This is a genomic window from Lysinibacillus capsici, from assembly GCF_003367505.1.
In the GTDB taxonomy this organism is placed as follows: domain Bacteria; phylum Bacillota; class Bacilli; order Bacillales_A; family Planococcaceae; genus Lysinibacillus; species Lysinibacillus capsici.
In genome coordinates this window covers 33382-46933 of the sequence record NZ_PXXX01000015.1, presented here as the reverse complement: position 1 = coordinate 46933, position 13552 = coordinate 33382, and the positions used below count along the sequence as shown (strand labels likewise).

15 protein-coding genes and 1 riboswitch are annotated in these 13552 nt (G+C 38.2%); of the genes, 6 read left to right on the top strand and 9 right to left on the bottom strand.

The window, feature by feature from the left end; all coding sequences use genetic code 11:
- Positions 1-296 precede the first annotated feature (296 nt).
- Complete coding sequence (locus tag C7B89_RS13585) at positions 297-1976, bottom strand: formate--tetrahydrofolate ligase (RefSeq protein ID WP_048390103.1); 1680 nt, start codon at positions 1974-1976, stop codon at positions 297-299.
- A 213-nt stretch (positions 1977-2189) separates the two neighbouring features.
- Between C7B89_RS13585 and C7B89_RS13580 the strand changes: the two genes are divergently transcribed.
- Both C7B89_RS13580 and C7B89_RS13575 read left to right on the top strand, forming a co-directional pair.
- Positions 2190-2390, top strand: a complete 201-nt coding sequence (locus C7B89_RS13580) for a cold-shock protein (protein WP_004269397.1) — start codon at positions 2190-2192, stop codon at positions 2388-2390.
- 145 nt (positions 2391-2535) lie between these two features.
- Positions 2536-2814 carry an amphi-Trp domain-containing protein gene (locus C7B89_RS13575; RefSeq protein WP_048390101.1) on the top strand — a complete coding sequence of 93 codons (279 nt, stop codon included), beginning with the start codon at positions 2536-2538 and terminating at the stop codon, positions 2812-2814.
- A 367-nt stretch (positions 2815-3181) separates the two neighbouring features.
- Here C7B89_RS13575 and C7B89_RS13570 read toward each other — a convergent pair whose 3' ends face one another.
- The gene (locus C7B89_RS13570) at positions 3182-3967 is read right to left on the bottom strand and encodes a VOC family protein (RefSeq protein WP_115673906.1); all 786 of its coding nucleotides are present in this window, start codon (positions 3965-3967) and stop codon (positions 3182-3184) included.
- 149 nt (positions 3968-4116) lie between these two features.
- Here C7B89_RS13570 and C7B89_RS13565 point away from each other — a divergent pair, with 149 nt between their 5' ends.
- A complete protein-coding gene (locus C7B89_RS13565) occupies positions 4117-4602 on the top strand; it encodes a flavin reductase family protein (RefSeq protein WP_115673905.1) in 486 nt (161 codons plus the stop codon).
- Between the two features lie 90 nt (positions 4603-4692).
- Here the strand turns inward: C7B89_RS13565 and C7B89_RS13560 are convergent, their stop codons facing one another.
- The 5 genes from C7B89_RS13560 to C7B89_RS13540 form a co-directional block, all read right to left on the bottom strand.
- Positions 4693-4848 carry a YezD family protein gene (locus C7B89_RS13560; protein ID WP_004269393.1) on the bottom strand — a complete coding sequence of 52 codons (156 nt, stop codon included), beginning with the start codon at positions 4846-4848 and terminating at the stop codon, positions 4693-4695.
- A 70-nt stretch (positions 4849-4918) separates the two neighbouring features.
- Positions 4919-5014, bottom strand: a riboswitch (SAM riboswitch).
- A 170-nt stretch (positions 5015-5184) separates the two neighbouring features.
- Entirely contained in the window at positions 5185-6279 is a 1095-nt protein-coding gene (locus C7B89_RS13555) for a DUF418 domain-containing protein (protein ID WP_115673904.1), read from the bottom strand.
- A complete protein-coding gene (locus C7B89_RS13550) occupies positions 6263-6865 on the bottom strand; it encodes a TetR/AcrR family transcriptional regulator (protein ID WP_066037708.1) in 603 nt (200 codons plus the stop codon). Before C7B89_RS13550 ends, C7B89_RS13555 begins: the two co-directional genes overlap by 17 nt.
- 102 nt (positions 6866-6967) lie before the next feature.
- A complete protein-coding gene (locus C7B89_RS13545) occupies positions 6968-7642 on the bottom strand; it encodes a phosphopantothenoylcysteine decarboxylase domain-containing protein (RefSeq protein ID WP_048390090.1) in 675 nt (224 codons plus the stop codon).
- Positions 7643-7713: 71 nt separating this feature from the next.
- Positions 7714-8595, bottom strand: a complete 882-nt coding sequence (locus tag C7B89_RS13540; RefSeq protein ID WP_048390089.1) for a LysR family transcriptional regulator — start codon at positions 8593-8595, stop codon at positions 7714-7716.
- 133 nt (positions 8596-8728) lie between these two features.
- Between C7B89_RS13540 and C7B89_RS13535 the strand changes: the two genes are divergently transcribed.
- On the top strand, positions 8729-9628 hold the full coding sequence (locus C7B89_RS13535) for a DMT family transporter (protein ID WP_004269389.1): 900 nt from the start codon (positions 8729-8731) through the stop codon (positions 9626-9628).
- A 136-nt stretch (positions 9629-9764) separates the two neighbouring features.
- Positions 9765-10121 (top strand): hypothetical protein, encoded by a 357-nt coding sequence (locus tag C7B89_RS13530; protein WP_115673903.1) that lies wholly within the window; start codon positions 9765-9767, stop codon positions 10119-10121.
- A 115-nt stretch (positions 10122-10236) separates the two neighbouring features.
- Here C7B89_RS13530 and C7B89_RS13525 read toward each other — a convergent pair whose 3' ends face one another.
- Together C7B89_RS13525 and C7B89_RS13520 are read right to left on the bottom strand one after the other, a co-directional pair.
- The gene (locus C7B89_RS13525) at positions 10237-10674 is read right to left on the bottom strand and encodes a general stress protein (protein WP_115673902.1); all 438 of its coding nucleotides are present in this window, start codon (positions 10672-10674) and stop codon (positions 10237-10239) included.
- A 190-nt stretch (positions 10675-10864) separates the two neighbouring features.
- A complete protein-coding gene (locus C7B89_RS13520) occupies positions 10865-11305 on the bottom strand; it encodes a Dps family protein (RefSeq protein WP_054550810.1) in 441 nt (146 codons plus the stop codon).
- A 217-nt stretch (positions 11306-11522) separates the two neighbouring features.
- Here C7B89_RS13520 and pepF point away from each other — a divergent pair, with 217 nt between their 5' ends.
- Positions 11523-13337: an oligoendopeptidase F gene (pepF, locus tag C7B89_RS13515; protein ID WP_066037705.1), complete on the top strand. Its 1815-nt coding sequence runs from the start codon at positions 11523-11525 to the stop codon at positions 13335-13337.
- Positions 13338-13552 lie beyond the last annotated feature (215 nt).

Below are 13552 nucleotides of genomic sequence, written 5' to 3'. Positions count from 1 at the left end.
ATATCAGAGAACTATTGATAAAAAATACCAAACACATTTATATAAGGAAGGTTCTCGTGATTTTTGTGCAACATAAAAAAGATCCTAGTTTTCACTAGAATCTTAAAATCGTTTTAAAAAAATTAATTTTTATGAATTTTTACTCAAGAGGTGGATGAAGGAATCATCCGAAATTTTACTTTTATACCATATTTGCATTGTAGATAGACGATGAATTGGGTCACCTCCTACAAACCATGTTTACCCATTATCAATAAAAAAGCTGCCCATTTAAGTAGGCAGCTTTTAATATTCTGTTAAAACAATCCTACCGCATGTCCTTCGTTATCGACATTCATGCGTAGCGCAGCTGGTGCTTTTGGAAGTCCTGGCATTGTCATAATATCGCCAGTTAGACAAACTAAGAAGCCTGCACCAAGCTTTGGAATAACTTCGCGAATTGTGATGGTAAAGCCTTCTGGACGACCAAGTAAACTTGGTTGGTCTGATAAAGAATACTGGGTTTTCGCCATACAAATTGGAAGGGAGTCCCAACCAAATTTTTCGATTTGGGCAATTTGTTTTTTGGCTTGGTCTGTAAATTGTACATCTTTCCCGCCATATACCTTTTGCACAATCGTACGTACCTTTTCTTCAATTGACTCTGTTACATCATATAAAGGAGAGAAGTTGTTTTCTTCCTCTAGCACAGCTAGTACTTGCTCAGCTAAGGCTAGACCACCTTTACCGCCCTCTTCCCAGACATTCGTACGGGCAATGCGAACATGATTTTCTTGACACCAGTTCAGAACGGCTTCTAGTTCAGCCTCTGTGTCCGTGATAAAACGATTTAAGGCAATAATTGGTTCAACGCCAAATGTACGAACTGTATCTACATGTTTAGCTAAGTTTTCAATTCCTTGTAGGAGTGCTTCCACATTTTCACCTACAAGCGCTGTTTTCGGTACACCACCATGCATTTTTAATGCACGAATTGTCGCTACAATGACAACTGCGCTTGGTTTAAAGCCTCCCTTACGAGCTTTAATGTTCATGAATTTTTCAGCACCTAAATCAGAGCCGAAGCCCGCTTCTGTCACCACAATATCAGCTAGCTTACGAGCGGTTTGTGTCGCCATAATAGAATTACAGCCGTGGGCAATATTCGCAAATGGACCACCATGGATAATAGCAGGTGTTCCCTCTAATGTTTGAACTAGGTTTGGCTTGAAGGCATCTTTTAATAATAGTGTTAAGGCACCCTCTACCTGTAAATCACGCACAAAGACAGGCTCACGCTCGAAAGTATAGCCAATCACGATACTAGCGATACGCTCACGTAAATCCTCAATGCTTGTTGCTAAACAGAATACCGCCATAATTTCAGAGGCAACCGTAATATCAAAGCCATCCTCACGCGGCATGCCTTGAACAGGACCACCTAATCCCACCACTACCTTACGAAGGGCACGATCATTTAAGTCCATGACACGCTTCCAAATAATGCGTCGTGGATCAATGTTAAGTGTATTTCCTTGGTGGATATGATTATCAATAAATGCGGATAAAGCATTGTTAGCTGTTGTAATCGCATGAAGGTCGCCAGTAAAATGTAAATTAATATCCTCCATTGGTATAACTTGTGCGTAACCTCCGCCAGTTGCGCCACCTTTTACGCCCATGACTGGACCTAATGATGGTTCACGTAATGCGACCATCACCTTCTTATCTAATTGATGAAGGGCATCTGCTAGTCCAACAGTCACAGTCGACTTTCCTTCACCAGCTGGGGTTGGACTAATAGCTGATACTAATACTACCTTTGCATCCTCGCCCTGAGCAGTAATTTTTAATGGGTCGATCTTTGCTTTGTAGCGTCCATACTGCTCAAGAGCATCCTCTGGAATACCCGCAGCATTGGCAATTTCCGTAATAGGTTTGATCACTGCTTGACTAGCGATTTCTAAATCTGATAATGGTTGATTTTTCGTTGTCATTTGGCATCCTACTTTCTATGTTGTTCATTTCCATTATAGTCTTAATTGTGAAAAAAAAGAAAGCCAGATATGCAAGCATTTCGTCAATCAATTGACTTATTTGTTCAATTCCTGTATGTTCTAAGAGAAAATGCAATTTTTTCACATTTTCTCAATGAGTGCACCATTTATTTAACTTTATTTTACATTCAAGCGCATTGGAGGCGAATGCTTATGCAACAGGGGATCGTAAAGTGGTTCAATAATGAAAAAGGTTATGGCTTTATTGAATGTGATGATGGCGAAGATGTATTTGTTCATTTTACGGGCATCCAGGAGGAAGGCTTCCGTACACTTGAAGAAGGTCAAAAGGTTTCATTTGATGTTGTGGAAGGCAATCGTGGACCCCAAGCATCAAATGTTGTAAAACTATAAGCGTAATGGGACTATCCGTGTAGTTCCAGATTAGCAGCGGATTAGGAAATGCATCGTTTCCTTCATCCGCTTTTTGTATTGTTTTATAAGCTGAATGCCCCCTCCATGTTATAATAGAAGTAACAAGACGTAAGGAGGGATTTCGATGCAAAAACAAAATAAACCCATGACTGAAGTTATTTTGAAGCATAAAGAACGACAAAGTGTAGCAGAATTTGCAGCAACACTGGAAACGATTGCAAAAAAGCTTAAAGAAAATGGTGAATTCACTTTTGTTCAAGACACAGAGCCAACAGTTGTCAGCCCAAGTGAACAGCTCAAAATCGAATACTCCTATACAAAAAAGGGCGACAAGCATTCATTTGAAATTGAATTTGATTGGTATACAGGTACAGAAACACCGAAAAAAATGACAATTGAATAATAATTGGCAACGAAAATCCACTTCTCTGATGAAGTGGATTTTTCCATATTGTTGAATTAAAGATCATGTCACTAGCTAAAACTTTCTAGCAAGGTGAGGAGGTGATTTCGCTCCATGGTCTCCTCTGTAACGCTAAATCCACAGGAAAGCAAGTAGCCAGCATCAGAAATTCTATTGATGGTTTTTCAATACTTATGTAAAGAGGCTGGAGCAACAGTGTTTCAGCCCATAAAAATACCGAGCTATCCACTAAAACGCTTACGAAGTGTTTCGGAATAGCTCGGTTTTTCTAGTTATCATGTTTGTTAATTTAAAGATTATTCGGCTTTATGAAGGTCCCAGTTAGTTATGGCCCAGCCTTTTCTCATTATCGATTTATCCAATAAAAAGCACCAGGGCAAACTAAAGTTTCCTTTGTTCGTTTAGGATCCTTTAATGTCACACCAAATGGTCCCTCTTTGACATGACCAAGTGTCATTGTCATCGCGCTCTCTTCCTCATAGAAATCTAAACGCATATTCGGTAGCTGTAGTGACATATACTGCTCATATTGCGTAGGCACTGGTAGCTGTAACACCTCTTGCCACAGCTTAACTGTTGCCTGCATGTCCTTGACGTAGAATTGGACGGATTCCATCGTTATAGCCTGTTTGACATCAATGGCACCACTTGCCTTTAATTGAACCAAACGCTCTTCATCTTCCTCCGCCCATTCAATCAAAAATGGAAAATCAATTGGCAGATCTGGCTTACCAAAATGCAGTAGCTTCCATTCTACCACAGTGCCATCTGGTCTTGTTCTGCTACATGCATCTGGTCCATATACTTCATAGCCCAATGCTCGCAAGCGTCGACCCTCTTCCTCAATATTTTTTGTGCGCAGAGCAATTCGAGAAAATCCCTGGCGCTCTTGATCACGTTTAAACGTATAATGTAGGGAATATGGGTATTGTGCCGCTTGCTCAAATAAATCACGATCATAGATAGCAATTTGTTCAATATAGCTTAAGCCAAAGTAGCTTAACGTATTATAAGTCCCCCACATCGTGTGCTGCCCACCATTCACTGTATGGACATTTCGTTTATTGAAGAAAACCTTTATATTTTCTGGTGATTCCACTTGATGAACCAAATGATCAAAATATAAAGTCATGGCCATTCCCCTTTCTTTCCCCATTACCTTTACCTGTATGTTTGATTAGTTTAAAATTTACTCAAGAAAAGGAGTTACTAGTAGGATATGAAAAAAAGTTTCGTTTACCTACAAACTCCGTTCACTAATTTCATAAAGAGGTGATTTGAATGACAGATTTAGTAGCTGCTTTTAAATTGGCATTAGGTAATTATCCTACAGGCGTAACAGTTGTCACGACATGTCATGACACAAAACCGATTGGCTTAACCGTCAATTCCTTTGCATCTGTTTCAATCGACCCGCTCCTTATTTTGTGGTCACTCGATAAAAAATCTCAGCTCCATCCTTATTTCACGACTGCGCCAAATTTTGCGGTCAATATTTTAGCGAGTGATCAAGAGCATTTATGTACACTATTTGCCAGTAAAATCCCTGATCGCTTTGCACAAGCAAAATGGTCAACTTCCTCTTTAGGACTACCGATTTTACATGATACAGCAGCTAATTTACAATGTAAAACATTTCAGCAAATCGATGCTGGCGACCATACCATTTTTGTTGGGCAGGTCGTAGACATTACAAATGCTCAAAAAGAGCCTTTGCTTTATCATCGCCGTCATATCGGTCCCATACCAAAAAGCTTTTATAGCTAGCCTTTACACAAAAAAAGGGCCACTTGTAAGCACAGGAAATCCTTCATGCTTATAGGTGGCCGTTTGACATAAGTTCTACTGAAATCATTGTTATTTTTTCTGCGGAAATCTCTGCTTTTCAAGCCTATTAATTTGCACAATCACACCATCTTGAATCGTAATATGCACTTCACCAAATTCAAGATTTTGAATCGCCTTCGCAATTGCCTCTAGTTTCTTATCATCTACTTTTACTGACTGAGCCATACGATACACCCCTTCTTTTTTATCCTTATTGTTCATAAAGAGGCCAACGCATCAAACTGATTGATAGCCCCTCCTATCTCTCAGACACCATCTGTTGGATTTGGCACCTGTTGTTCGGTTGCCGAGGCTTCATTGGGCCAAGTCCCTCCACCTCTCTTGATAAGAGTACTGCGTTTCTTGAAAATAATTCTATAATTCTGCTATAGGAATGTCAATACAAAATATTAGAAAACCTAGTTGAATACTATGCAATATGTCGTTTAGATTAAAAGACTCCCTAAACCTAAAGTATTTTATGCCTAGTCAGTGAGAAATAGATGGCAATCCATTAATTTATTACAAGCTCCATTTCCTCATCATAAATTCAAGTGGGCCTCGATGATGTTTAGTCCTCCACCATACAGAAACAACGACACATCCTAAAAAATAACAGCAGGCATACAGCATGGAAAAAGCAAGTGTTTGGTTCTCCAGCTTTTGGCAAATAATTAGTATTCCAATGCCTATAACAACATGGCCAACATAATGCGTTAAAGACATTTGTCCTGTTAATATGAAAGATTGAATAACTTTATTTTTACATGTCTCTACAAGATAGATGGAGCCAACAATGATGACAATAGCCGAAGCCGAATTAGATAGGACATACATCATATTCGGTGGAATCGGTCCTGTATCAAATAAATACAATGCACTCTCTACATCTAATAAATGAATGGTTGTCATCTTAATGAATAACGTTGAACAAGTCTCAGTCATGATGACTAACAATAAACCTATCACCAGTAAGTTTTTTCTTAAAGTATGATTTGTTAAATCTAATGTGCCCACTACCATACCTATCAGAAAGAAGCAAATCCAGGGGAATAGTGGATGATAGCCATTAAACATCAAATTTCTTATAAATCCTGCTGGTGTCCAAAAATCAAGATACTCTAGTAGCACATATGTTGGATGCCAACCAGCAAGGTAACTAAATTGAATTTGAAGCCATTGTGAAAGGATAAGGGTGGCACCAATTATGAAGATTATCATTTTCTTGGATTGGGCAATCAACCAAGCAGCAACAAACATATACACGCCATAATAATGTAAGATATCTCCTGTCCAGCCGATTGCATATAATATTATCCCTATCGTAAATAACAAAAGCGCCCTCTTCCACAAAGTAAGTCGATTTTGACGAAGAAGGATTGGGTCCTTACTCTCTCTAGCCTGACGAGTCATTAAGGCTGTCCCTATTCCTGCTAGCATGACAAATACGGCCGAAGCACGTCCCTCGAAAAGATGTTGGAAGGCAATTAACCATGTTGAACCATTCGTTGTAGAACCTGTTATGACGCCAAAATTGACAATGAACATGCCAAGCATGGCGAGAGCTCTTGCAAAATCAAGACCTTCAATGCGCCGATCATCATTTCTTTTTGTCATCTTTGCCCCCTTGGATAACGCTATGTACAGCCTCCTTCCAAATAGCCCTATAGTTCAATTGGTTGCCTGTTAACATGAAATTACCGATATTATCATAGACGAGGGCTAGCATTTGTGCCTTCGCTTCTATATGGGGAGTATCTTCTAGCACGCCTAGCTGTACGCCATATCGTAGTATAGCAACAAAGCTCGTTAAAAAGCTGGTTTCTAGCTCTACTAATTGTCTTTTATAGTTTTCATCGCGGGCCGCTAATAGTACATATTGATTAAATATTTTATTAAAATAAGGGTCCTTGTCCTGTGCCTCAATAGATTTATAGCCTAGCTTAAGTAATTCCTCCTTAAAATTAGCAGAAGAAAGCTCTTTATAATCCACAGCAACATCATGTTGAATTTCTTTATACAATTCATCAAATATGAAAGCGATTAATTGATCTTTTGATTGAAAATAATAGTAAATGGCTGGTTTTGAAATACCGACCTCTGTAGCAATCATTGCTAAGCTTGTTTTTTCAAATCCATTTTCCGCAAACATCCCATAAGCAATTTCTATAATCTTGTGAAAAGTTTGTTCTTTATTTCCCATTATTACCCTCCTTTTTTACCGACCGTTAAGTAAATATTATAGGATGCTAACCTTTTAGACAAGAAAAAACTGTGTAGAAATATTTCTCTACACAGTTCACATTTATTGATTTTGTAAATACATCATTAAAGCTTCTGCTGTTTTTTGCTTGCCCATTACTTTAAGAGGCTGTCCATCAGCAGGTACAATCCAATGAGGTTCATCCCCCCCATATAAAGACTGAGAGCTATTTGCTACCATAAATTGTGCATTGGCTGTTTCCATACGCAGTCTGGCACGAGCTAACAAGAATTCCTCATCATTCGTTGCTTCGAGCTTAAAGCCTACTAACGTTACATTCGGTTGCCATCCCTTAATTTGTCCTAATACTTTTGGTGCTTTTTTAAAATGAATAATAGGTGGTTCGTCAGAAGGCATTTTCCCCGTTTCCTCCATTAAATTACCTGATTGATCATATACTTTGTCAATGACCCAATCAGAGCCCGCAGCCGCCATAATGACGATATCGACATGTTGTTGTTGAACTGCATGACGCACCTTTTGTCCTAAATCCTCTATGCCTTCAAATTGTATCAATGTCATATCATTTTGGTTTTCTGGAAGCTGTGCAAAGTAACCATGCATGTATACTACGTTAGCGCCAGCAGCCAGCGCCGCCTCTGCTAAATAACACCCCATTGTGCCTTTTGATAAATTCGTATGACCTCGTACACGATCCCATTTTTCAAGTGTTCCCCCACTTGTAATGAGTACGGTTTTGCCCTGTAATGTCCCCATACACTCACCTATTTTCTTAAATATATACAAATACTATTTTAACGTAATGTAAGGATAGGCTTCAATAGCCACTATTTTAGGGAGCTGTTTTGTTCTTTTAGCCAAGCACTTAATATCTCTGCAAATTTCTTTGTGACGGGCGAAGCATGGTGTTTCATGGCAATACCAATCGTTCGGTAGCCACCTTGCTTTAACGGAATCGCTCTCAATGTTGGCGGTAAATTTTGAATAACCAACTGAGGTAAAATACTGATCCCTAAATGATGAGAAATCATGGAAAGAATCCCTACCTCCTCGGAAAGCTCAAAGCGGATATTCGGCTTAACATGATATTGCTCTAATAGCACCTTGACATCATTTGTCCCTTTATAGGAAGTCATAATAAATGGCATATCCTCTAAATCTACGATATCAATTTCTGTCTTATCAAACAATGGACTTTTATCCGAAACAATACATAATAATGGGTCTTGTTGGAGCTCAGTGAACTGATATTGCTCTGACTTTTGACCATTCAAAAATCCTGCTTCTACTTCACCACTTAAAAGCCATTGTTCAATTTCATAGTAATCTCCCTCTCGTAACTCCACCTGTATCCCTGGAAATTGATTATCCATAATTCGAACAATTTCTGGCATCCAATTGGAAGAAATACTCGATATCACACCAATTCGAACCTTACCTCGTGTCACGCCATGAATGTGAGCTGCTTCCTGTTGCAATAATTCCTGAGCATCCAAAACCTGACGCATTGCCCTTAGCATTGTTTGTCCCTCACTCGTTAATGTCACACCCACACGACTTCGATGAATGAGCGCAAAGCCAAACTCTTTTTCTAAACTCGACACGGCATGACTCACAGCAGATTGTGTTAACCCTAGCGCATCAGCTGCTTTTGTAAAGCTTGCCACCTCTGCCACCTTTGTTAAAATCTCATATTTCACTAAGCTCATCCGCAATCCCTCTATATACATGAATTTTTTTAATCCTATTCATTATAAACATTCGTTTTACTAATCACAATACAAGATATATAGTAATTTTTAGTATAAAACTGTTTTAGTACACAGATGGTAGGTGAACATAATGAGTATCCAAGGAAAAGCAAATGTATTGATGGTTATTGTCACAATGTTTTGGGGGCTCTCTTATACCTTTATGGTCATGGGGCTAGAAACGTTGGCAGTTTATAATGTGGTGGCATTACGTTGTATCATCGCATTTTTTGTAGCAGGACTTATTTTTTACAAACGGATGATCAAAGTAAATGGTAAAACATTAAAATATGCGGCTATTCAAGGATTTTTATTATTCATTGTGTTCGCGTTAAGTTTATTTGGTTTACAATCTACTTCTGTTTCAAATGCTGGCTTCATCTTGAGCCTAACGGTCGTGTTAGTGCCGATTTTCAGCAGCTTTATTGAAAAAAAATTACCTTCTCGAGCAGTTAGCTTTGCGATCATTTGTACCATGATTGGTATTACCGTCTTAACAGCACACGGCTCATTCACATTCCATAAAGGTGATTTATTAGTAGCAATTGCTGCGTTATGTTATTCAATTTATTTACTTTTAAATAGCTCATTCACACGAAATGTAGAGTCCATTTCATACGGAATTTATCAGCTTGGCTTTGCTGGAATTTATGCACTTGTGTTAACCTTTCTATTCGAAACACCAACAATGCCAAATTCAGCGATATCCTGGATTGCTATTTTAGGGCTTGGCATCATCTGTAGTGCGTTTTGCTTTGTTGGTCAAACTGTTGCACAACAGTATACTTCTGCTACACATACAGGTCTTATATTCTCCTTAGAACCAATTTTTGCCGCTATGTTTGCCATGATGTTTATCGGAGAAGGCATAACAATGAAATTAATGATTGGTGGCAGCTTCATTCTTATAGGGAATTTAGTAGCACAATTAGAGCATTTCCATGTATTACGTTTTATGAAAAAGGATGCACAGGAAAAAGTCATACAATAATATAGTGCATATGAATAAAAAAGGAAGCTGAGAGTTATTTCTCAAGCTTCCTTTTCTACTATGTATTGAATTTATAGCACGATTACATGTAAAATAGTATAATTTTTACAGGGACGAAAATAAAGGAGATTCATACATGCAAATTCAAACCTTACATACGTCATATTATTTACCAACCAAGGATAATCAACCAATTCAAACACAAAACCTACTGGATTTAATGAGACATGTCGGTGGCCGTGAAGAGGAAGACGAAATAAAGAACAAATCGAAAATTGAGGTCAGATACGAAAATGGCTATGTACGTCAATACCTTGTCAAACCAACAGGACAAAGGGTTCTCCTCATGGAAACCAAACAAAGCCTTGATATGAGAGAATCTACTAATTTACAAGACCTGCTTTCGCAACCTTTTAAAAAGAAAACAAGTGATCCTATTCTCTCAATACTAAATACGAAAAATAACATTTCTAAATATAAAGATGGCATTTAAAAAATAGCCCTTCTTTTCAAGAAATGCTAGATAAAATAATAGACAAAGTCGAAACAATCGACTTTGTCTATATTCAAACTAGCAAGGAATAGTCATATCTCGTTAGTTTGATTCATTATAAAAATCTTCTATATTGCTCTGCTTCTGCCATACGCTGTTGATTTCTTAAACGCTCCTCTTGCTCTTCAGCAGTCTCTGGATATGTTTGGAGTGTATCGACATCATCCTCATGTTCTGCATATAAGACAATACTTCCTTGTTCTACAAGATGCGCATAGTAAGCGATTTGTCCCTCTGTCAGATTAAATCGTTTTAAACCCTCTGTAACGGCTGAGTCGCCTGTAAACCAAGATTTAAATTGATCTACCCAATTTCCAGCCTCATGCGTTTGCACATCGGCATCCCATTTTACATCCTCAAACTGTTGGGGATCTCTCGCAATAATATGAATATCGTCTTGGTGATAACCTTCCATTCGCATATTCTCTAAAATGTGAAGCATTTCATCCCTTGTATGGGCCACCTCAATTTTTGGATTTTGTTCATTCATCATGTTCAATTCCTCCTATGTTGTATGGCTTACTAGGTAATTACCCGCACTACACACAAACAAACCCATTTTACTAAACTGTAATAATTGTTAAATTGCCTTAAACTACGTTGCTGATTTGACATAATAAGTTCAGGGCAGAAAAAAAGCATGCTGGAGAGAATTTCTTCTTCAGCATGCAAATTGTCAATTTTTACTTGTCAAGAAAGGCCTTTAACATCCATGTATGCTTTTCAAGAGACTGATACATGGCATTGAGTAGATCCTCTGTACGGTCGTCTCCTTCTTCTGCGGCTAGCTCCATTGTAGAATTTAAAGCTTTCATCAGCTTTTGGAAATCTGAGATTGTCGTTGCAACCATGTCCTCTGTCGTTTCTTCACCTGTTGCTTCATCTACATAGGATAGCTCTAGATGCTCTTTTAATGTTGCCACTGGCTTGCCATCCTTTGATAAAATACGCTCTGCTATTTCATCTAAATTCAATGTTGTTTCATTATATAGCTCTTCAAATTTTGCATGCAGTGTAAAGAAGGCTGGACCTGTGACATACCAATGATAATTGTGTAGCTTTGTATAAAGCACAGACCATGTCGCCACTAGCTTATTTAATTGTTTGTTTAAGTTTTGTGTCATAATTAATTTCTCCTCCAATATGTCTTGTTCTAGCCATTAGTATGAGTAATAAAAGATGTTGGCTATACACTCATTGTTCCCGACCGACAATATTTCAAACATCCTTCATGAGAAACGATTTAGAGTAAGAATATTTCAACTATTCTACGAAATTATTTCACTTTCCGAAATAGTTTCGTTATAATGAAATCACTTATATGTAAAGGGGTGTCCATAAATGAAAGTTTTACCATTACGAAAAGATGTTGCAGTAGAGGAAACTTGGGATTTAACAGATTTATTGAGCAATGAGGCTGATTTTGAACCTACCTTAGCACAATTAGTGGAAGATGCACTTAGCTTCGAGCAACAATACAAAGGTACGATTACAAATGCACAAAAAGTAATCGACGTGTTAACAGCCTTTGAAGAGCTACAAAAAAAGTTTGTTCCAATTGGCACATATGCAAGCTTAAATCTTGAGACAGATCGCACAAATGATGTAGCACAAATGCGTGCAGCAAAGTTTGGTACAGCTATCGGAAAAGTCAGCAGTGCACTATCCTTCGTGCGCAGCGAGTTACTGGCATTGGATGAAGCTGTTTTACAAGAAGCAGCGACATTAAGCCCTCTTTACAAACGATATCTAGAGGAATTATTAAAACAAAAACCACACCAGCTCCATCCTGAAGTGGAAAAAGCGCTGGCAGCCTTCAGTGCCACATTTGACGCGCCATATAAAACGTACAATACGACAAAATTAGTGGACATGGATTTTGGCGAATTTGAAGCCAATGGCGAAAAGCATCCTCTTAGCTTTGTGCTGTACGAAAATGACTGGGAGTTTGAAGCAAATACAGATGTACGCCGTGCTGCCTTTCAAGCCTTTTCAAGCAAGCTACGCGATTACCAGCATACAACGGCACAAGTATATAACACACATATTCAACAAGAAAAAACAATGGCTGACCTAAGAGGCTTTAATTCTGTCATTGATTATTTATTATTTGATCAAGATGTCGATCGTTCGCTCTATAATCGTCAAATTGATTTAATTACAAAAGAGCTTGCCCCGCATATGCGTCGCTATGCAACGTTAATTCAAAAAGCCAACGGAATCGACCAAATGACATTTGCAGATTTAAAAATTGCGCTGGATCCTGAGTATGATCCAAGATTATCAATGGCTGAGGCAAAAGAATATGTTGAAAAGGCATTAGCCGTTATGGGTGAAGACTATAATCAATTAATGGAGAGAGCTTTTAATGAACGCTGGATTGACTATGCGCCAAACAAAGGAAAATCTACAGGGGCATTTTGTTCAAGCCCGTATGGTAGCCATCCTTATATTTTAATGTCATGGAATGAACAAATGAATGAAGTCTTTACACTTATTCATGAGCTTGGTCATGCTGGGCATTTTGCAAATACGTATGAACATCAATCTTATCTTAATAGTCGTCCATCTCTATACTTTATTGAAGCGCCATCGACAATGAATGAAATGCTGTTAGCAAATTATTTACTAACACATAATGAAGATCTACGCTTTAAACGTTGGGTAATTTCCAATATTGTAGCGAAAACATATTATCATAACTTTGTTACACATTTACTAGAAGCTGCCTATCAACGCAAAGTATATGAATTAATTGATGCTGGAGAAGCAGTTAATGCAACCATCCTCAATCAATTAAAACGTTCCGTGTTGGAAGATTTCTGGGGCGATACAGTCGCTATTTCTGAAGGTGCTGAACTCACATGGATGCGTCAGCCGCACTATTATATGGGCCTTTATCCATACACATATAGTGCAGGGTTAACCATCTCCACACAAGTGTCTCAACGTATTTTAAAAGAGGGCGCTCCAGCTGTTGAAGATTGGCTAGCAGTTCTTCGGGCTGGCGGTACAAAATCACCAGTGGAGTTAGCGCAAATGGCTGGTGTTGATATTACGACTGACCAACCACTTCGTGATACAATTGCCTACATTGGCCATTTAATTGATGAGCTTGAACGTCTAACAGTGGAAATCGAAGCGGTTCAGCAATAATTTAACTAGAAAACGGTCCTGCCTATTCAAGGTATAGATCGTTTTCTTTTTTTAGTTCTAAGTAGAAAAATACGTACATATACTAGAATCAGGGCGTCCCTCTATATTTTTTAGATATTTCAAAATAGACAATCATTTTTCTTCATACAAAAGTACCGTTATTATTAAGAGTACGCAAATTATTTAGCAATATACGATTAACAATGATTAAAGGA